Origin of the sequence: Acidovorax sp. BLS4, assembly GCF_032929295.1 — a bacterium.
Taxonomy (GTDB): domain Bacteria; phylum Pseudomonadota; class Gammaproteobacteria; order Burkholderiales; family Burkholderiaceae_C; genus Paracidovorax.
This window is the reverse complement of the sequence record NZ_CP136797.1, coordinates 557,618-576,940: the sequence shown is the minus strand read 5'-3', so window position 1 is coordinate 576,940 and position 19,323 is coordinate 557,618. Positions and strand designations below refer to the sequence as shown.

Below are 19,323 nucleotides of genomic sequence, written 5' to 3'. Positions count from 1 at the left end.
ACGAACTTCTTGAAGGCTCGAAACGGCGTGGTGCCACCCCTCTTAACCCTATGCCTTCTGGCAACGGATGCAATAGTAGGTGCTGCGCTGACCTTGCCGGATCATTCGCACCGGAGACCCGCAGGCCCGGCACGCCTCGTTGTGCCGTCCATAGACATGCGCCTCCAGCTGGAAATGGCCCTCACTGCCGTCCGCGCTGGCAAAGTCCCGCAGCGTGCTGCCCCCCCGCTCCACCGCGCGCGCCAGCACCTCGCGAATGGCTGCGTGCAGGCGACGAACCCGCGCCAAGCCGATGGTCGATGACTTCACTGTCGGGCGGATACCCGCCAGGAACAGCACTTCCGACGCGTAGATGTTTCCGACCCCCACCACCACTTTGCCGCTGAGCAAGACCTGCTTCACAGGCGCCCGGCTCGCACGCAAACCGGCAAAGAGACCATCGACGGTGAACAGATCGGAAAGGGGTTCCACCCCCAGTGAACCCAACAGCTTCTTCGCTTCTTCGGCGCCCTCGTCTTGCGCCCAAACCACTGCGCCGAATCTTCGAGGATCCCGCAGGCGCAGGGTCCCCAAGGTCGTTTCCATTTCAAAATGGTCGTGTGGACCACGCGCTTCCAGCGCTTGCCCCAGACGCAGGCTCCCCGACATGCCGAGATGGATCAGGAGAAGCCCTCCGTCCAGGTCAAGGAGCAAATACTTGCCCCGGCGCCGCACTGCCGTGACGGTGCGGCCAATCAACCCCTCGGGCGGGCAACCAAGTGGCCATCTCAATGGTTTGCCCACCGTGACCGACTGGATTACCGCGCCGGAAATCCCCTTCGCGATGCTGAGTCGCGTTACTTCCACTTCCGGCAACTCAGGCATGCCTGCACGCTCCACAAAGACGTTGAACCATGGATTATTATGGGTTGATGGCGCAATCACATCGACTCTGGACCATCACCCTGGCATGCGCCATGGTGACGGGAACTCTTTCTGCACAGGCGCAAAATTCGCCAGCACCGACATCGCAAGCCGGGCTTCGAGCGTCTCAGGAGACTTCCAGCGATGCAGTCGCCGCGCTCGATGCAGAACTGTTCTATGAAATCCTGCTAGGAGAGATCAGCACCACGGGGGGCGATCCCGGCACCGGTTATTCGCTCATGCTGGAAGCAGCCCGCCGCAGCGGCGATGGCCAGCTTTATCGGCGGGCCGTCGAAATTGCCCTGCAATCGCGCTCGGCTGAATATGCGCTGGCGGCGGCGAGGGCGTGGAAAAGTGCACAGCCTCAGTCGCGCGAGGCCAACCGGTACGTATTGCAGATCCTCATTGCGCTCAATCGCATCGAGGAGACATCCGACCTCCTCAAGCAGGAATTGGATCAATCGCCTGCGAATGACAGGGCCATGACGCTCCAGGCCATTCCGCAGTTGTACGGGCGGGCCAGCGACAAGACCATGGCCGCCAAGGTCGTCGAGCAGGCGCTGGCAGATCAGCTCAGCAACCCGGCATCCGGCCCCTCCGCGTGGATCACCATCGGCCGAATGCGCCTGGCCGCGGGCGACAAGAAGGGTGGACTGGAAGCCGCACGCCAGGCCCAGACCATGGATGCGCCAGCCGAAGGCGTCGCCTTGCTGGCGCTGCAACTGCTGGAAGCCGGCGAACCAGAGGCAGAGCCATTGGTTGCCCGCTATCTGGCCGGGACGCCCAAGCCGGAAATCCGCATGGTGTACGTTCGCACCCTGCTGGACTCACAGCGCTATGCGGAAGCCTCCAAACAGGCGGATCTGCTGACCCAGAGCACGCCCGACATGGCAGAAGCCTGGCTGGTCAAAGCCAGCCTGCACTTGCAGGCCAACCGCCTCGATGAGGCGTATGCGTCCCTGACGCAGTTTCAGAAACTCCTCGAGGCACTGCCTGCGGGCGATCCGCGCCGAAGTGCGATGACGCAGGCATTCCTGCTGCAAGCCCAGATCGCAGAAAAGCGGGGCAACCTGGCGGAAGCGGAGGCTTGGCTGGGCCGGATCGAGAACTCTGCTGAACTGCTGACGGTGCAAAGCCGCAAGGCGTCCCTGCTGGCTCGCCAGGGCAAGCTGCCCGAAGCCCTTGCGCTCATTCGCGCGTTGCCTGCGAAGACGCCCCAGGAAGAGCGAATGAAATTGCTCGCCGAGGTCCAACTGCTGCGCGATGCACAGAAATACCGGGAAGCCTATGAAGCCCAAGCCAAGGCCGTTGCCTTGGCTCCGCAAGACAACGAACTCGTCTACGACCAAGCCATGCTGGCCGAAAAGGCGGGCCTGTTGGACGACATGGAAAAACTGCTGCGGCAGATCATTGCCCGCCAGCCCGACTACCACCATGCCTACAACGCCCTGGGATACTCGTTCGCGGAGCGTGACATCCGACTGCCGGAAGCCAAGCAGCTGATTGCAAAAGCGCTGGAATACGCGCCCGGTGACCCGTTCATCATGGACAGCCTTGGCTGGGTCGAGTTTCGGCTCGGCAATCGGAAAGAAGCCGCGCGCTTGCTCGGCGATGCATTCAAGGCACAGCCCGATCCGGAAATCGCGGCCCATCTGGGCGAAGTGCTGTGGTCGCTCGGAGAGCGTGACCGCGCGACGTCTGTCTGGAAAGAAGGCCTGCGGCTGAACAAGGACAACGACACCCTGCGCCAGACTTTGAAGCGCCTGGGAGCCAACCCTTGATGCGGCGCGCCGCGATCAATGGCCGCTACCGCGCAAATGCCAAAAGCACCTGGCCCGCTTGGAGCGCCTGGCTGGCAACGCTGACCTTTTTGCTCCTCGCGGGTTGTGCGCAGCACGCCCGGATGGTCACGCAGGACGCAGCGCCCAGCGATGCGTGGAGCGGCCGGCTGTCGCTGCAAGTGGATGATCCCGCCGCACAACCGTTGAACGCGGCATTCGAATTGCGAGGCGCCCCTGAACAAGGAGAACTGACGCTTCTCAACCCCTTCGGCAATGTGATGGCCAAGCTGGCTTGGTCGCCCGGACTGGCCACACTGACCAACGGATCGGAAACGCGGCGATCCGACTCGCTGGACGCGCTGGTCCTGCAGTTGACAGGCAGCACGGTGCCGGTGTCCGCCTTGTTCGGCTGGCTCAAACGCGAACCCATCGCGGTCGATGGCTGGGAGGCAGAACTCGACGGAATGGACCGCGGCAGGCTCGTCGCTCACCGTCGCAGCCCCTTGCCGCACGCCACACTGCGCATTGCCCTGGACCGCTGACACACATGCGGTCTTTGCACGATGTGCCGGCGCCGGCCAAGCTCAACCTCTTTCTGCATATCACGGGGCGACGCGCCGACGGCTACCACCTGCTGCAGTCGGTGTTCATGCTGATCGATTGGTGTGACACGCTCCATTTCGAACTGCGTCAGGACGGCGCAATCACCCGGGAGGACCTGTCGGAGGTGCTGCCTCCCCAAGACCTTTGCGTGCGCGCAGCCTCGGCTTTGCAGCTTGCCACTGGATGCACGCTGGGCGCGCACATCGGCATCGAAAAGCGGATTCCGGCGCAGGCGGGCATGGGGGGTGGCTCGTCCGATGCGGCCTCGACCCTGCTGGCCCTCAACCGATTGTGGAACCTGCAGCTGACGCGTGGGGAACTGGAGCGCATCGGACTGTCGCTGGGCGCCGACGTGCCATTTTTTTTACGCGGCCATAACGCTTGGGTGGAAGGAATTGGTGAGACAATACGCCCGCTCGAGAAAGCGCATGCACTGCCAAGAACACAATTCCTGGTGGTCAAACCAGAAGCGGGATTGGATACGAAATCGATTTTTTCGCACCCTTTCTTAAAACGCGATTCTGGCTGTGCTACAATCTTAGGCTTTGCTGCAGCACACTACCAATTTGGAAGTAACGATCTGCAGCCGGTTGCTCAGGCAATGTGTCCCGAGATCGGTCAAGCCCTTCAGTGGCTGGAATCGAAAGGGTTGCAAGGTCGAATGACTGGCTCGGGAAGTGCGGTGTTTGCGCAGATGCCACAGGCAGTGAACTTGCAAGACGCGCCCGGTGCGTGGCAAGTGAAGGCATGTGAAAATTTGATGATTCATCCTCTGGCAGGATGGACTTCAGATCAGGATTTCGGTTGATTACTTTCAGTGATCGACCTGTGTAGGGGAGTCGCCAAGCTGGTTAAGGCACCGGATTTTGATTCCGGCATGCGAAGGTTCGAATCCTTCTTCCCCTGCCAAATACTTTCGCACACGGGCTTTTTTTTAGACTGCTGGGTCGCTCATGCAAGCCAATCACCCCGACTTCATGGTTTTCACCGGCAACGCCAATCCTGGGATGGCGGCGGACATTGCCCGGCACCTCGGCACCACGCTGGGTGCAGTGGACGTAGGCCGTTTCTCCGACGGCGAAGTCACTGTCGAAATCAAGCAGAACGTTCGTGCCCGCGATGTGTTCGTCGTGCAGTCGACCTGCGCGCCGACCAACGAAAACCTCATGGAACTGCTGATCATGGTCGATGCGCTCAAGCGCGCTTCGGCCGAACGCATCAGCGCGGTGATCCCCTACTTCGGCTATGCCCGCCAGGACCGCCGTCCGCGCTCCAGCCGCGTGCCGATCTCCGCCAAGGTGGTGGCCAACATGCTGCAGGCCGTGGGCGTGGCCCGCGTGCTGACGATGGATCTGCATGCAGACCAGATCCAGGGCTTCTTCGACATCCCCGTGGACAACATCTATGCCTCGCCCGTGCTGCTGGGCGACCTGCGCCAGAAACAATACGACGACCTGATCGTCGTGTCGCCCGATGTGGGCGGCGTGGTGCGCGCACGGGCCCTGGCCAAGCAGTTGAACTGCGATCTGGCCATCATCGACAAGCGCCGCCCGAAGGCCAACGTATCGGAAGTGATGCACGTGATCGGCGAGATCGACGGCCGCAATTGCGTGATCATGGACGACATGATCGACACCGCCGGCACGCTCGTGAAGGCCGCCGAAGTGCTCAAGGAACGTGGCGCCAAAAAGGTGTACGCCTATTGCACGCACCCCATCTTCTCGGGCCCGGCCATCGAGCGCATCGCCAAGGGCTCCGCACTCGACGAAGTGGTCGTGACCAACACCATCCCCTTGAGCGAAGCCGCCAAGGGATGCACCAAGATTCGCCAGCTCTCCGTGGCACCGCTGATCGCAGAAACGATCCAGCGCATCGCCAAGGGAGAGTCGGTGATGAGTCTGTTCTCGGACCAGGACAACCTTTTCTGATGACGTCCGCCCTCGGGGCGGAAGGGATGGCAGACCTCCTTCGGGAGGTTTGTTCGTTCGGGAACACAAGCAGGTCCGCTGCCAGGTGGCACGGGTCTTTTTCAACAGGGCTGAGCTGGTCGCGGCCGGCCCTCACAGGAGCTAACCATGAACTTCGTCGCTTTTGAGCGCGCCAAGCAAGGTACGGGTGCGAGCCGCCGTCTGCGCAACACGGGCAAGACGCCCGGCATCGTCTACGGCGGTGCCGCCGAGCCCCAACTGATCGAGATCGACCACAACGCGCTGTGGCACGCCCTCAAGAAGGAAGCCTTCCACTCCAGCGTGCTGGACATGGAAGTGGCCGGCACCACCTCCAAGGTGCTGCTGCGTGACGTGCAATACCACCCCTACAAGCAACTCGTGCTGCACATCGACTTCCAGCGCGTGGATGCCAAGACCAAGCTGCACATGAAGGTGCCACTGCACTACAGCGGCGCTGAAGAATCCGACGCCGTGAAGGTGGACAAGTGCCTGGTCAACCCCGTCGTGAACGAACTCGACGTGTCGTGCATGCCTTCGGACCTGCCCGAATTCATCGCCGTGGACCTGACCAAGCTGAAGAAGGGTGCATCGCTGCACCTGAAGGACATCAAGCTGCCTCGCGGCGTGAGCGCCGTGATCCGTGGCGGCCAGAACAACCCCGTTCTGGTGTCCGTGACCAACCCCGTGGTCGAAGTGGAAGCACCTGCTGCCGACGCAGCACCTGCCGCCGACGCCAAGGGCGGCAAGGGCAAGAAGAAGTAAGTAATCTTCTCCCCAACTGTCGCCGTCCCGGCGGCAGGCGGAAGGCAACCTCCTGGCGGGCCGCTCCGGCGGCACCGCTCCCAACGGCCCACCTGCGTGGGCCGTTTTTCTTGGGCACACACGGATAATCGCGGACACCATGATCAAACTGTTTGTGGGCCTGGGCAACCCAGGGCCCGACTACGACGCCACCCGCCACAACGCCGGATTCTGGTGGATCGATGCACTGGCCCGCGAACTGAAAACCACGCTGGTGCCGGACCGCAACTACTACGGCCTTGTCGCCCGCACGAACGTGCATGGGCAGAGCGTCTGGCTGCTGGAGCCCCAGACCTTCATGAATCTCTCGGGCAAATCGGTGGCGGCGCTGGCGCGGTTCTTCAAGATCCAGCCCGACGAAATCCTGGTGGCGCACGATGAACTCGACATCGCCCCGGGCCATGTGAAGCTCAAGCGCGGCGGCAGCCATGCCGGCCACAACGGGCTGCGCGACATCCATGCGCAATTGGGATCGGCGGATTACTGGCGCCTGCGCATCGGGATCGGGCACCCGGGCATCAAGGCGGAAGTGGCCAACTGGGTGCTCAAGAAGCCATCGCCCGACCAACGCACCCTGATCGAAGACAGCATTGCCCATTCGTTGAAGGCGCACCCGGCGATGCTGGCGGGCGACATGGAAAAGGCCACGCTGCTGGTGCACACGACCAAGCCCCCGCGCCCCAAGCCGCCACGGCCTGACGGCATTTAGCTATTGTTTTGAGAGCTGCCCGCGCAATACCCTCGTGCGCGGGAGGCCGAAACGCCTGGATCAGGACGCCGCGCCCTAGGCCGCCGCGGCTTGCAGGCGCTCGTACTTCTGGAACAGGGTTTCGCGGCTTTCCACGTGCTGCGGGCTGACCGGAATGCAGGCCACGGGGCAGATCTGCACGCACTGCGGCTCATCGAAATGGCCCACGCACTCGGTGCACTTAGCCGGGTCGATTTCATAGATGGCCTCGCCCAGATAGATGGCCTGGTTGGGGCACTCGGGCTCGCACACGTCGCAGTTGATGCACTCGTCGGTGATCATCAAAGCCATGGCGATCTCCTGGCACAGGCCTGGGGCGCGCGAAAGGCCGCAAGGGCACGGAGGGCGGACGTCATGCCGGGATTATCCCCGCCCCGGCAAGTCCCTGGCGCAGGCGGGGCGGTCTGCCCCCCTGCCCCATCCCTGCCCCGTCCCCGCGCGCACTGCGCCGTGCCCATCCGGCCCCGCGCCGCAACGGGTACCGGTGCACCGCACGCGCCCCGCCTCCGACCGCCGCACGGTGTTTGCCGCTATGCTGCACCCACACCGCCCTGCCCCTTTCGGCAGCCCGGACGCCTTGCGGCGCCCTTCCGATCCATCCCATGGGACCCTTCCTCCTCAAACGGTTGCTCACGCTCATCGCCACGCTGGCCGGGGCGTCGGTGGTCGTGTTCGTGGTGCTGGAGATCCTGCCCGGCAATGCGGCGCAGATGCTGATGGGACCGGATGCCTCGCCCGAGGCCGTGGCCGCCCTGGCGACGAAGCTGGGGCTGGACCAGCCCGCGCTGCAGCGCTACGGCCACTGGGTGGGCGGACTGCTCACGGGCCAGCTGGGCGACAGCTACGCCTACGGCACTCCGGTGCGGGACCTGGTTCTGGAGCGGCTGGCGCTCACCGTGCCGCTGGCGCTGATGGCCATGGCGATCACCACCGTGCTTGCGCTGCTGGCGGGCGTGTACGCGGCATCGCGCCACAACCGCTGGGGCGACGTGGGCGTGATGGGGCTGGCGCAGATCGGCATCGCCATTCCGAATTTCTGGTTCGCCATCCTGCTGATCCTGCTGTTCTCGGTGAAGCTGCAGTGGTTCTCGGCGGGCGGCTTTCCGGGCTGGACCGAGGACAGCGGCGGCAGCCCGCTTGAGGCGCTGAAGGCGCTGCTGCTGCCCGCGATCTCGCTGGCCGTGGTGCAGGCGGCGATCCTGGCGCGCATCACCCGCTCGTCGGTGCTGGAGGTGCTGCGCGAGGACTTCGTGCGCACGGCCCGCGCCAAGGGCCTGTCGCGCCGCGCGGCGCTCTGGGGCCACGTGCTGCGCAACGCGATGATTCCGGTGGTGACGGTGATGGGCCTGCAGTTCGCCAACCTGCTGGCCGGCACCATCGTGGTGGAGAACGTGTTCTACCTGCCGGGCCTGGGGCGCTTGATTTTCCAGTCGATCGCCAACCGCGACCTGATCGTGGTGCGCAACTGCGTGATGCTGCTGGCGGCCATGGTGATCGTGGTGAACTTCGTGGTGGACCTTCTCTATGCCGCCATCGACCCGCGCGTGAAAGCGAGCGACCTGTGATGCCCCCGTCCCCCGCCACGCCCTCCCAGCCCGTCCCGGCAGCGGGGGCCGCGCCGTCCGGCCTGCGCCGCGCGCTGCGCCACCGCAGCTTCGCCATCGGCGCGGTGCTGTCGCTGCTGCTGGTGCTGGCGGCGCTGGTGTCCTTCGTGTGGACGCCCGGCTCGCCCTACGACATGGACATGGAGGCCAAGCTGCTGCCCCCCTCGGCCGCGCACTGGCTGGGCACCGATGCGTTCGGGCGCGACGTGGCCTCGCTGCTGCTGGTGGGGGCGCGCAATTCCATCCTGGTGGGGGTGATCGCGGTGGGCATCGGCCTGTCCATCGGCACGGCGCTCGGGCTGCTGGCGGCGGCGCGGCGCGGCTGGGTGGAAGAACTCATCATGCGGATGGCGGACTTCACCTTCGCGTTCCCGGCGATTCTCTCGGCCATCATGCTCACCGCCGTGTTCGGGGCGGGCGTGGTCAATTCGATCATCGCCATCGGCATCTTCAACATTCCCACCTTCGCCCGGGTCACGCGCGCCTCGGCCAATGCCGTGTGGTCGCGCGAATTCATCCTGGCGGCGCGCGCCTGCGGCAAGGGCCCGTGGCGCATCACGCGCGAGCACGTGCTGCCCAACATCGCGGCGGCGCTGATCGTGCAGGCCACGATCCAGTTCGCGCTGGCCATCCTGGCGGAGGCCGCGCTGTCGTACCTGGGCCTGGGCACGCAGCCGCCGCAGCCGTCCTGGGGCCGCATGCTGAGCGAGGCGCAGACGCTGATGTTCCAGGCGCCGCTGCTGGCCGTGTGGCCCGGCGTGGCGATCGCGCTGGCGGTGCTGGGGCTGAACCTGCTGGGCGACGGCCTGCGCGACCTGCTCGACCCGCGCCTGTCGCGCCAGCGCTGACGCCATGGCCCCCCACGCCCCGCCCGCCATGCCCCTGCTCGACGTCTCCGACCTGCACGTGCGGCTGCACACGCACCGCGGCCCGGCCGATGCCGTGCGGGGCGTGGGCTTCTCGCTCGAACGCGGCGAGACGCTGGGCCTGATCGGCGAGTCGGGCTGCGGCAAGTCGCTCACCGCCATGGCGCTGATGGGCCTGCTGCCGGACCGCGCCACCACGCGCGGCAGCATCCGCTTCGACGGCACCGAGCTGCTGGGCCAGGACGAGGCGGCGCTGTGCCGCATCCGCGGGCGCCGCATCGGCATGGTCTTCCAGGAGCCCATGACGGCGCTCAACCCGGTGCACACCATCGGCCGGCAGGTGGCCGAGCCGCTTCGGCGGCACCTGGGCCTGCCCGCCGCCGCGGCGCGCGCACAGGCCGTGGCGCTGCTGGACCGCGTGGGCATTGCCCGCGCGGCGCAGCGCTTCGATGCGTTCCCGCACCAGTTCTCGGGCGGGCAGCGCCAGCGCATCACCATCGCGATGGCGCTGGCCTGCGGGCCGGACCTGCTGATCGCCGACGAACCCACCACCGCGCTGGACGTGACGGTGCAGCAGCAGATCCTGGGGCTGATCGGCGAACTGGTGGCCGAGCGCGGCATGGCGCTGATCCTGATCTCGCACGACCTGGGCGTGATCGCGCAGAACGTGGACCGCATGCTGGTGATGTACGGCGGCACGGTGGTCGAGCGCGGCCCCACGGCGGCAGTGTTCTCGGCCATGGCCCACCCTTACACGCGGGGGCTGTTCGCGGCCCGCCCGCGGCTCGACGCGGCTGCGTCGGGAAGGGACGCCCACGGTGCGCGCGTGCGCCTGCCCACCATCGCCGGCACGGTGCCGGAACTGGTGGACCTGCCGCCCGGCTGCCCGTTCGCGGGCCGCTGCGGCTTCACGGTGCCCGCGTGCTACCCGGCCCTGCCGGCGCCCGTGCCGCTGGGCGACGGCCATTCGGCCCGCTGCATTCGCCTGGACGCGGTGGCGGAAGCGGCGCAGGAGGGCCGGGCATGACCTTGGATGAAACTATCAAAAACATAGCATCCACGGCAATCAGTACTAGGGCACAAGACCGATTCGACCCCAAAGAGCCCCCGCTGCTGCAGGCCACTGGCTTGGTGCGCGAATACGCCCTGCCGCGCGAGCGCCTGTGGTCGCCGCCGCCCACGGTGCGAGCGCTGGACGGGGTGAGCCTGTCCATCGCCCCCGGCCGCAGCCTGGGCGTGGTGGGCGAATCCGGCTCGGGCAAATCGACGCTGGCGCGGCTGGTGATGGCGCTCGATGCGCCCACCGCCGGCAGCGTGCACCTGCTGGGCCGCGACCTGCACGCGCTGCCGGCGGCCGAACTGCGGGCCGCGCGGCGCGACTTCCAGATGGTGTTCCAGGACCCCTACGGCTCGCTCGATCCGCGCCAGACGGTGGCGCGCATCGTGGCCGAGCCGCTGCAGGCGCTGCCCGCCACGCCGGGCACGGCGAAGGTGTCGCGCGCCGAGCAGCGCGAGCGGGCGGGCGAGGCGCTCGCCCAGGTGGGCCTGCGCACGAGCGACCTGGGCAAGTACCCGCACGAGTTCTCGGGCGGGCAGCGCCAGCGCATCGCCATCGCGCGCGCCATCGTCACGCGGCCGCGGCTGGTGGTGGCCGACGAGCCGGTGAGCGCGCTCGACGTCTCGGTGCAGGCGCAGGTGCTGAACCTGCTGCAGGACCTGCAGGAGCGCTTCGGCATCACGTACCTGCTCATCAGCCACGACCTGGCCGTGGTCCACCACCTGTGCGACGAGGTGGTGGTGCTCTACCAGGGCCGCATCGTGGAGCGCGGCACGCCCCAGGCGCTGTTCACCCAGGCCGAGCACCCCTACACCCGCGCGCTGGTGGCCGCCGTGCCATCCATCGAACCCGGGCGGGCGCGTGCGCCAGCGGCGCGGCGCGCCCCGGCCGGGCCCGGGGTGTAGTAAAAAGCCTGTTGGCCGCCGAGGGCGCGCGCCGCCGGCCGATCCACCCCGCCGATCCGATGCCGCCGCCCGCCCCCTCGCCTTCCGTCCCGCCCCTGGTCTGTTCCTATCCGGAGAATCCGCCCATGCTGAACCGTCGCACCGTCCTCGCCACCGGCGCCCTGGCCACCGTGCCGCTCGCCGCGCCCCTGCAGGCGCTGGCCCAGGGCAAGAAGGACGCCGTCACCCTCGCCATGACGCTGGAGCCCCCGGGGCTGGACCCGACGGCCGGCGCGGCCTCGTCCATCGGCGAGATCACGCTGTACAACGTGTTCGAGCCGCTCACCAAGATCAACGCGGACGGCAGCGTCTCGCCGCTGCTGGCCGAAAGCTGGGAGGTCTCGCCCGACCTCAAGACCTACACCTTCAAGCTGCGCGGGAACGTCAAGTTCCACAACGGCGCGCCGTTCAACGCGGCGGCCGTCAAGTTCTCGTTCGAGCGCGCGGCGGGCGACAAGAGCACCAACAAGGACAAGCGCACCTTCGCCAACCTCACCACGCAGGTGGTGGACGACCTCACGGTGGTGGTCATCAACAAGGACATCGACCCCGACCTGCTCTTCCTGCTGGGCCAGGCCACCGCCGTCATCGTGGAGCCGGGCAGCGCCGACACCAACGCCACCAAGCCCGTCGGCACGGGGCCGTACCGGCTCGAATCGTGGAGCAAGGGCGCCTCGGTCACGCTGGCGCGCTGGGACGGCTACCGCACGGCGAACGCGATGCACATCCGCCGCGCGACCTTCCGCTTCATCTCGGACCCGGCCGCACAGGTGGCGGCCCTGATGGCGGGGGACGTGGACGCGTTCCCGCGCGTCACGCCGCGCAGCGTGGCGCAGTTCAAGGCCAACCCGCGTTTTCAGGTGATCGTGAGCGGCTCGCGCGCCAAGACCATCCTGGCCATCAACCAGCAGAAGAAGCCGCTGGACGACGTGCGGGTGCGCCGCGCCATCGCGGCCGCCATCGACCGCAAGGCCGTGATCCAGGGCGCCGGGGACGGCCTGGGTGTGCCGATCGGCAGCCACTACGTACCGGGCGCCTTCGGCTACCTGGACACCACGGGCATCAACCCCTTCGACCCCGAAAAGGCGAAGAAGCTGCTGGCCGAGGCCGGCGTGAAGACGCCGCTGGAGCTGACCATGACACTGCCGCCCACGCCCTACGCGCGCCAGGGCGGCGAGGTCATCGCGGCGCAGTTGGCCAAGGTGGGCATCGTCGCCAAGCTGCAGAACGTGGAGTGGGCGCAGTGGCTGAGCGGCACCTACGGCAACAAGAACTACGACCTCACCCTCATCTCGCACGTGGAGCCGTTCGACCTGGGCAACTTCGCCAAGCCCGACTACTACTGGGGCTACAACTCGCCCAAATTCAACGCGCTGTACGAGCAGATCAAGAACGCCGCCCGCCCCGCCGACCGGGCGCGCCTGCTGGGCGATGCGCAGCGCCTGCTGGCCGAGGATGCCGTGCATGCCTTCCTGTACCAGCCGCAATGGGTCACGGTGGCCAACAAGAACCTGCGCGGGCTGTGGAAGGACATGCCGATCTTCGTGAACGACCTGTCGGCCCTGTCCTGGGCCTGAGCGTGAACGAGCCCGCCATGCCCCAGGCCGCCTCCACAACGCCCGCATCGTCCGCCTCATCCGCACTGCACGACCTGCCCGCCCACGCCCTGCTCGACGCCTACCGCAGCCGCCGCCTGTCCCCGGTGGAGGTCACGCAGTCGGTGCTGGACCACATCGCCCGGTGGGAGCCCCACCTGTGCGCCACCTACCTGCTGCGTCCCGAAGCGGCCCTGGAGCAGGCCCGCGCGAGCGAGGCGCGCTGGCTGCGCGGCGCCCCGCAGGGCCTGCTGGACGGCGTGCCCGCCACCATCAAGGAAAACATCGCCACCGCGGGCGACCCCACGCCGCTGGGCACGGCCGCCACGGTGCTGGTGCCGGCCCCGGCCGATGCCCCGCCGGCCGCGCGGATGCGCGAGGCCGGCGCGGTGATCGTGGCCAAGACCACCATGCCCGACTACGGCATGCTGTCGTCCGGGCTGTCGAGCTTCCATGCGCTGTCGCGCAACCCCTGGGACCGCTCCAAGGGCCCAGGCGGCTCCAGCGCCGGCGGCGGTGCGGCCGCAGCGGCGGGCTACGGGCCGCTGCACATCGGCACCGACATCGGCGGCTCGCTGCGCCTGCCGGCCAGCTGGTGCGGCATCTTCAGTTTGAAGCCCAGCCTGGGCCGCATTCCCATCGATCCGCCCTACACCGGCCGCGCCGCCGGCCCGATGACGCGCACCGTGGCCGACGCCGCGCTGATGATGCAGGTGCTGAGCCAGCCGGATGGGCGCGACAGCATGGGACTGCCGTTCCAGCCCATCGCCTGGGGCGATGCCGCGCGCGGGCCCGAGCGGCTGCGCGGGCTGCGCCTGGGGCTGCTGCTGGATGCCGGCTGCGGCCTGCCGGTGGACCCCGAGGTGCGCGCCGCCGTCGAGCAGGCCGCGCGCTGGTTCGAGGCGGCCGGTGCCCGGGTGGAGCCCATGGCGCCCTTCATGACGCCGGGCATGCTCGATGGCATGGACCATTTCTGGCGCATGCGCTCCTACACCGACCTGCAGACCCTGCCCGAGGAGCGGCGCGCCCGCGTGCTGCCCTACATCCGTGCCTGGGCCGACAGCGCCGCGGGCCTATCGGGCACCGAAGTGTTCCACGCCAGCCAGCAGTTCCACGCGACGCGCGTGGCCACGGTGCAGGCCTGCAGCGCGTTCGACTACGTGCTCTCGCCCGTCGCGCCCATGCCCGCCTTCGCGGCCGAGCTGCCCTCGCCCACCGACGACCCGCTGCGCCCGCTGGAGCACATCGGCTTCACCGTGCCGTTCAACATGTCCGAGCAGCCCGCCGCCTCGGTGAACTGCGGGTACACGGCGGCGGGCCTGCCGATCGGGCTGCAGATCGCCGGGCCCCGCTTCGACGACCTGGGCGTGCTGCAGGTCGCCCATGCCTTCGAGCAGATCCGCGGGCCGCAACGCCCCTGGCCCCAGCCCCCCGGGGCCTGACGGGTGCGCCCGCGGGCGCGCCTTTCAGGCCCATGGTCCTTTCAACGCCTGCCCTGCTTTCCTTCACCCCCGTTTTCCGACACCACGGCCCGACCCCGCACATGGACACCTTTCTTCTGGCGATCCTGATCGCCACCGGCACCTACGCCCTCAACGCCCGCCAGCAGCGCCGGCGCATCGCGCTGCTGGCGCGCCACCTGGCCAACTACCAGATCGAGAAGCTGATGGAGAACCTCACCGAGGGCTACCTGCGCGCCCTGGGCGAGAGCGAGCCGCAGCGGCGCGACCAGATCTGGAGCCTGCTGACCACCACCGAATCGCAGCTGACCGAGCAGTTCAACCGCTTCACGGCCGAGTTCTCGCGCCTGGACCCGGCGCTGACCCGCGTGAGCCGCATCGCGATCAGCCTGCCGTTCGCCCACCAGCTGTTTCCATCGGCCGCGTTCGACATGCGCAAGGCCCTGCTGGTGCATGCCCAGGGCATCGACCGCGCGGTGCGCAACGAAGCCGGCCGCGATGCGCGCGACAAGGCCTTCACCCTGTCGGCCGAGCTGTTCCTGATGCAGCACACCTGCCACTGGTTCTGCAAATCGAAGACCATCGCCTCGGCCCGCATGATGGCGCGGCACCAGACGCCTTACGACCAGCTCGTGGCCTCGGTGTCGCCGGAGACGCGCAAGGCCTATCTGGCGCTGGTCAACGGCTGACCGCCCTCATCGTCCACACCCCGCCCCCACCCCGCCATCGCCCATGCCCACCGCGCCCGCCGCACCGCCCCCTGCCACCCTGGCGCCGCGCGCGGCCTGGGGCATGCTGCTGGCGCTGGTGTCGGGCTTCGCGCTGAGCCAGGCGTTTCGCACCATCACGGCGATCATCGCCACGGGCCTGCGGGCGGAGTTCGGGCTGTCGGCCGCGGCGCTGGGCGCCTTCGCCGGGGCCTTCGCATTCGCCTTCGGCACCATGCAGCTGTTCATGGGCATCGGGATCGACCTGTACGGCGTGCGGCGCACGCTGCTGGCGGCGTTTCCGCTGGCCATCGCGGGCGCGCTGCTCTCGGCGCTGGCGCCGGGCTACGGACTGGTGCTGCTCGGGCAGGCGCTGATCGGCGTGGGCTGCGCCCCGGCCTTTTTGGTGTGCACCGTGTTCATCGCGCGGCATTTTCCGGCCCAGCGGTTCGCGGTGGTGTCGGGCGTGGCCATGGGCGTCGGTGGCCTGGGCATGCTGTTCACGGGCACGCCGCTGGCCTGGCTGGTGCAGCACGCGTCGTGGCGCTGGGGGTTCGGCGTGCTGGCGGGCCTGGCCGCGCTGGCGTGGCTGCTGATCTTCTGGAAGGTGCGCGAGCCCGCGCGGCCGCACGCTGACGGCGCCGCGCGCGAATCGGTGGGCGCAGCCTTTCGCGGCTTCGCGGCGCTGTTCCTGCTGCCGCACACAGCGGGCATCGTGCTGCTGGCGCTCAACACCTATGCGTCGTTCCTCGCACTGCGCGGGCTGTGGCTGGGGCCGCTGCTGATCGAGCGGCACGGCTTTTCGCTGGTGCAAAGCGGCAACGTGGCCGTGGTGGTGTCGCTCGTGTCGCTCTTCAGCCCCGCGCTGTTCGGGCGGCTGGACCCGGGCCCCGCGCGGCGCCGGCGCTGGATCGCCGGGTTCACCGGCGTGCTGGCGGGGCTGTTTGTGGCCATCGGGTTGCTGCACCAGGCCTGGCTGGACGTGGGCGGCGCCATCGGCGTAGGGCTGCTGTCGGGCTACATGGTGCTGCAGTACGCCGACGTGCGCTCGGCCTACCCCGCCGCGATGACGGGCCGCGCCATGGCCGTGTTCACCATGGCGATGTTCCTCGGCGTGGCGCTGATGCAGTGGCTGACCGGCGTGGCCGCGGCCATGGCAGCGGCGCACGGCGTGGAGCCATACACGGCCGTGATGCTGACGATCGCGGCGCTGCTGATGGCGGGAGTGCTGGCCTTCCTGCGGCTACCGGCGCCGGCGCCCACCTGAGCCGGTGCCCATGGAGCGGCGCGATAGGGCTTCAAACCAAATCGGCCTCCACCGCAATTAGCACTAGGGCGTGCAGCTATTAATTTAATAGCGAATCAAGAACATCTGGCGCTCGGCATTGACGAACTTTCACTGCCGCCTGGCTTTTGCCATCAGACTTTTCCCGCCGCCCTGTCATTGACCCACTCCAAGCTCTTGCCTTTAACGCACCAGTCGGGATTGCGCACCCAGTCGGTAAACCAGATAGAAGGTTGATCTTGAAGCTGATCGCATTGGACGTAACCCAGCCGCGGCATCCATCGACTTTGCACAAGCGCAGAGGTGCTGATGATCAAGAATAAAACGCCCACGCTTAAAAACACTAGGAAGTTAAACAGAGCTTCCAACCTCTTGACCCAGACGCCTTCATAAGGGACAGCCTTGAGCACCAAGCCCAGTGGGAGAACCAACGAAATCAACAGCGCAAAAGGCGCCAGCAGTGCCGTGGGCCTGATCCGAATGACAGGCATCGAAAAGATCATTTGCTTGATCGGCGGTATGACGCTATCAAGAATGAGCCATCCAAATAGAAACGCCATAGACAGGCACAGAGGCAGGCCCCACACCAATGCATTTCTGATCTGACGGGTGTTATTCATGGGTTAGCTCATTGAAGGAAAGACGAAATCAGTATCGACGGCATGTCATTCGGCACAAGAAATCCTTCACTCCCTGGTCGATGGACTTGCCCATCCGAACACCCGTTTGCTCGACAGAACTACCTATTTCCTTAGCCCAGGATTCGACAGTTTTATCGATGTAGTAAAGCCCTTGCGACATGGATTCAGGAGTGGCTTTCAGCGCATCAATCACATTTTTCTTGATCTGCCATTTGTTGTCCGCTGCATTCAAAACCGTCCCCACGACCACAGCAAAAACGGCCATGACAAAAAGTGGGGTGACCGCCACCGTGGTGAAAAGTCCTGCAAGGGTTGCGAAACCATAGGCCACCAGCCCAGCCAGTCCCCCTTTCACAGCCTCCACCCCGATTCCGCCCACGAGGTCATACATGGTCTTCTCGTCATTGAACATGAAGTCCATCAACTCGATCCCTGTGGACACCACCACGCCCAGCATGAAGCCGCCTTTGGCGATGCCTTGCAGGCTCTTCATTCCCAAGCCCAACTGAAGCATCTTGGGATTCGTCGCCAGGTAGCGCGTGCCCTGCAATGCACTGCTGCGTTTGGCTGAGTACCCTTTGATGATGATGTACGTGCCTGTTGCCGTGGTCTTGATGTAGGTCCCAATGCCGGCCATGCCGATGGCATTCAGGGTCTTGGTGATGGCCAGCATGTCGTTGGCCCCCTGCGCTACGGGCCCGACCCACGGCTCGCTGGCATTCGGGCTGAATTCCTTCTGCCAATACTGCCCGAACGTGGACTGCGACAGCATCTTGCGCAGGTTGAATTCCAGCGCGGCATTGCGCCTGGCCTTGTCCTGCAGGATGCTCAGGTACTGGCCCTGCGTCAGCACCAGCACGTCCACCTGGTTCCTGTCCATGGACTGGGCCAGGGTCTGTCCGTAGCCGACGTTGAAGAACGTGGCCGCAAGTTCTGCGCTCATTCAATCCCCCCTTCGAGATCGCGTTTTTATTGGGGGCGAATGCTAACTGCAGATGGGAGCGCTCCGGCTCCAGGATGCAACATTCTATTAACTAATTGTTAACTCACCGCAATGTCCGCACAAACACACCCGTGATACCCGCAAGAAACACTCCAACCAAATCGGCCTCCACCGCAATCAGTACTATGGCGTATAGCTATTAATTTAATAGCAAACTAAAGTGAACTGGCACTGGAGCCATCGCCCCGGTAAAGCCAGGGCACGTCCAGCAGGCGCTCGCCCAGCAGCCGCAGCGAGGCATCGCGCGCCCAGCGCACCGGGCCGGTGGCGTGGAAGATCCGCCCGTTGCGCGTGGAGCGCGCCTGCACCCGGGCGTTGCGCTGCCAGCGGTTGAGGGCGTAGCGGCGCAGGCGCAGGGGCACGTCGAGGTCGTGCATGGACAGGGCGCGCTGCAGCTCGGCGGCGTCCTCGATGGCCATGCCGGCGCCCTGCGCGAGGTAGGGCCGCATGGGGTGCGCGGCATCGCCCAGCAGGGCGACCCGGCCGCGCGCCATGCCGTCGGCGCCGCGCACGGGCGGGCGATCGCACAGCGGCCACAGGCGCCAGCCGCCGCCGGCGTCGGCCACGCCGCTCACCGCCTGCTGCAGCGCGGGGCAGGCACCGCGCAGCGCCGATGCCAGCCCGGCGGCGTTGGCGGCGTGGTCCCAGCCCTCCAGGTCGTCCGGCGCCGGCCCTTGCACGATCACCACCAGGTTCTGCAGCTCGCCCCGGCGTACCGGGTACTGCACGGCATGCAGGCGCGGCCCCAGCCACGCGGTGACCTGGCGGGTGCGCAGCACGTCGGGCAGGGCGTGCTGCGGCACCAGCGCGCGGTAGGCCAGGTGCCCCGTCACGCGGGGGCGCGCGTCCCCCAGCAACGCGGCGCGTGTGCGGCTCCACAGGCCATCGGCGCCCACCAGCGCATCGCCCTCCACCTCCTTGCCACGGCTGGTGCGCACGGTGACGACGCCCTCGGCATCGGAGAAATGGTCGATGGCGTGGGCCAGCGAGATCTGCGTGTCGGTGTACTTGGTGACGGCGGCGAGCAGCAGCCCGTGCAGGTCGGCGCGGTGGATGGTGGCGTAGGCCGCGCCGTAGCGCGCCACGGCCGTGGGCCCCAGGGGCAGCACGGCCAGTTCGGCGCCGCTCAGCGCGCTGCGCACCTGCAGACGCTCCGGGAACGCGGCCACCGACTGCAGCCGGTGCTGCAGGCCCCAGGCCTGCAGCCGGCGCACGACGTTGGGGCCGAGCTGCACGCCCGCGCCCACTTCGCTGAAGGCCTCGGCGCGCTCGTACAGGCGCACGTCCCATCCCGCCCGGGAGGCGCCCAGCGCCGCCGCGAGCCCGCCGATGCCGCCGCCGGCGACCAACACCTGTTGTTTCTGCATGCGGGCGAT

The 19,323-nt window shown here is 67.0% G+C and carries 19 protein-coding genes and 1 tRNA gene; 15 read left to right on the top strand and 5 right to left on the bottom strand.

Translation table 11 applies throughout. The annotated features are described in order from the left end of the window. Positions 1-48: 48 nt before the first annotated feature. The gene (mutM, locus tag R1Z03_RS02740) at positions 49-864 is read right to left on the bottom strand and encodes a bifunctional DNA-formamidopyrimidine glycosylase/DNA-(apurinic or apyrimidinic site) lyase (RefSeq protein WP_317356669.1); all 816 of its coding nucleotides are present in this window, start codon (positions 862-864) and stop codon (positions 49-51) included. A 29-nt stretch (positions 865-893) separates the two neighbouring features. Between mutM and R1Z03_RS02735 the strand changes: the two genes are divergently transcribed. From R1Z03_RS02735 to pth, 7 genes are all read left to right on the top strand, one after another. Further along, the gene (locus R1Z03_RS02735) at positions 894-2,684 is read left to right on the top strand and encodes a tetratricopeptide repeat protein (RefSeq protein ID WP_317356667.1); all 1,791 of its coding nucleotides are present in this window, start codon (positions 894-896) and stop codon (positions 2,682-2,684) included. Beyond that, entirely contained in the window at positions 2,684-3,226 is a 543-nt protein-coding gene (locus R1Z03_RS02730) for a lipoprotein insertase outer membrane protein LolB (protein WP_317360220.1), read from the top strand. The genes R1Z03_RS02735 and R1Z03_RS02730 overlap by 1 nt, the downstream gene beginning before the upstream one ends. 5 nt (positions 3,227-3,231) lie before the next feature. Continuing rightward, positions 3,232-4,095, top strand: a complete 864-nt coding sequence (ispE, locus tag R1Z03_RS02725; RefSeq protein WP_317356664.1) for a 4-(cytidine 5'-diphospho)-2-C-methyl-D-erythritol kinase — start codon at positions 3,232-3,234, stop codon at positions 4,093-4,095. 24 nt (positions 4,096-4,119) lie between these two features. Continuing rightward, positions 4,120-4,196 (top strand) — tRNA-Gln (locus R1Z03_RS02720). 44 nt (positions 4,197-4,240) lie between these two features. Next, on the top strand, positions 4,241-5,215 hold the full coding sequence (locus tag R1Z03_RS02715; RefSeq protein WP_272548852.1) for a ribose-phosphate pyrophosphokinase: 975 nt from the start codon (positions 4,241-4,243) through the stop codon (positions 5,213-5,215). 147 nt (positions 5,216-5,362) lie between these two features. Further along, complete coding sequence (locus R1Z03_RS02710; protein ID WP_272564888.1) at positions 5,363-5,998, top strand: 50S ribosomal protein L25/general stress protein Ctc; 636 nt, start codon at positions 5,363-5,365, stop codon at positions 5,996-5,998. A 139-nt stretch (positions 5,999-6,137) separates the two neighbouring features. Continuing rightward, the gene (pth, locus tag R1Z03_RS02705; RefSeq protein WP_317356654.1) at positions 6,138-6,746 is read left to right on the top strand and encodes an aminoacyl-tRNA hydrolase; all 609 of its coding nucleotides are present in this window, start codon (positions 6,138-6,140) and stop codon (positions 6,744-6,746) included. 75 nt (positions 6,747-6,821) lie between these two features. On the opposite strand, the gene R1Z03_RS02700 is transcribed toward pth, so the two are convergent. Next, positions 6,822-7,076, bottom strand: coding sequence for a YfhL family 4Fe-4S dicluster ferredoxin (locus R1Z03_RS02700; RefSeq protein ID WP_317356653.1), 255 nt, complete (start codon positions 7,074-7,076; stop codon positions 6,822-6,824). A 311-nt stretch (positions 7,077-7,387) separates the two neighbouring features. Here R1Z03_RS02700 and R1Z03_RS02695 point away from each other — a divergent pair, with 311 nt between their 5' ends. The 8 genes from R1Z03_RS02695 (at position 7,388) to R1Z03_RS02660 (ending at position 16,285) form a co-directional block, all read left to right on the top strand. After that, the gene (locus R1Z03_RS02695; RefSeq protein WP_272548856.1) at positions 7,388-8,350 is read left to right on the top strand and encodes an ABC transporter permease; all 963 of its coding nucleotides are present in this window, start codon (positions 7,388-7,390) and stop codon (positions 8,348-8,350) included. Then, complete coding sequence (locus R1Z03_RS02690; RefSeq protein WP_284405522.1) at positions 8,350-9,237, top strand: ABC transporter permease; 888 nt, start codon at positions 8,350-8,352, stop codon at positions 9,235-9,237. Before R1Z03_RS02695 ends, R1Z03_RS02690 begins: the two co-directional genes overlap by 1 nt. 28 nt (positions 9,238-9,265) lie before the next feature. Beyond that, complete coding sequence (locus tag R1Z03_RS02685; RefSeq protein WP_317360218.1) at positions 9,266-10,282, top strand: ABC transporter ATP-binding protein; 1,017 nt, start codon at positions 9,266-9,268, stop codon at positions 10,280-10,282. Beyond that, on the top strand, positions 10,279-11,217 hold the full coding sequence (locus R1Z03_RS02680) for an ATP-binding cassette domain-containing protein (protein ID WP_317356649.1): 939 nt from the start codon (positions 10,279-10,281) through the stop codon (positions 11,215-11,217). Before R1Z03_RS02685 ends, R1Z03_RS02680 begins: the two co-directional genes overlap by 4 nt. A 125-nt stretch (positions 11,218-11,342) precedes the next feature. Continuing rightward, complete coding sequence (locus R1Z03_RS02675) at positions 11,343-12,833, top strand: ABC transporter substrate-binding protein (protein ID WP_284424696.1); 1,491 nt, start codon at positions 11,343-11,345, stop codon at positions 12,831-12,833. Between the two features lie 17 nt (positions 12,834-12,850). After that, entirely contained in the window at positions 12,851-14,293 is a 1,443-nt protein-coding gene (locus R1Z03_RS02670; RefSeq protein ID WP_317356646.1) for an amidase, read from the top strand. Positions 14,294-14,394: 101 nt separating this feature from the next. Further along, positions 14,395-15,000 carry a hypothetical protein gene (locus R1Z03_RS02665; RefSeq protein ID WP_317356643.1) on the top strand — a complete coding sequence of 202 codons (606 nt, stop codon included), beginning with the start codon at positions 14,395-14,397 and terminating at the stop codon, positions 14,998-15,000. A gap of 43 nt (positions 15,001-15,043) precedes the next feature. Continuing rightward, positions 15,044-16,285: an MFS transporter gene (locus R1Z03_RS02660; RefSeq protein WP_317356640.1), complete on the top strand. Its 1,242-nt coding sequence runs from the start codon at positions 15,044-15,046 to the stop codon at positions 16,283-16,285. 152 nt (positions 16,286-16,437) lie between these two features. Here the strand turns inward: R1Z03_RS02660 and R1Z03_RS02655 are convergent, their stop codons facing one another. The 3 genes from R1Z03_RS02655 to R1Z03_RS02645 all read right to left on the bottom strand — a co-directional run bounded on the left by R1Z03_RS02655 (position 16,438) and on the right by R1Z03_RS02645 (position 19,314). After that, on the bottom strand, positions 16,438-16,923 hold the full coding sequence (locus R1Z03_RS02655) for a hypothetical protein (protein WP_317356638.1): 486 nt from the start codon (positions 16,921-16,923) through the stop codon (positions 16,438-16,440). A 28-nt stretch (positions 16,924-16,951) separates the two neighbouring features. Further along, positions 16,952-17,887: a hypothetical protein gene (locus tag R1Z03_RS02650; RefSeq protein ID WP_317356636.1), complete on the bottom strand. Its 936-nt coding sequence runs from the start codon at positions 17,885-17,887 to the stop codon at positions 16,952-16,954. Positions 17,888-18,102: 215 nt separating this feature from the next. Beyond that, the gene (locus tag R1Z03_RS02645; protein ID WP_284429223.1) at positions 18,103-19,314 is read right to left on the bottom strand and encodes an FAD-dependent monooxygenase; all 1,212 of its coding nucleotides are present in this window, start codon (positions 19,312-19,314) and stop codon (positions 18,103-18,105) included. Positions 19,315-19,323: the final 9 nt, after the last annotated feature.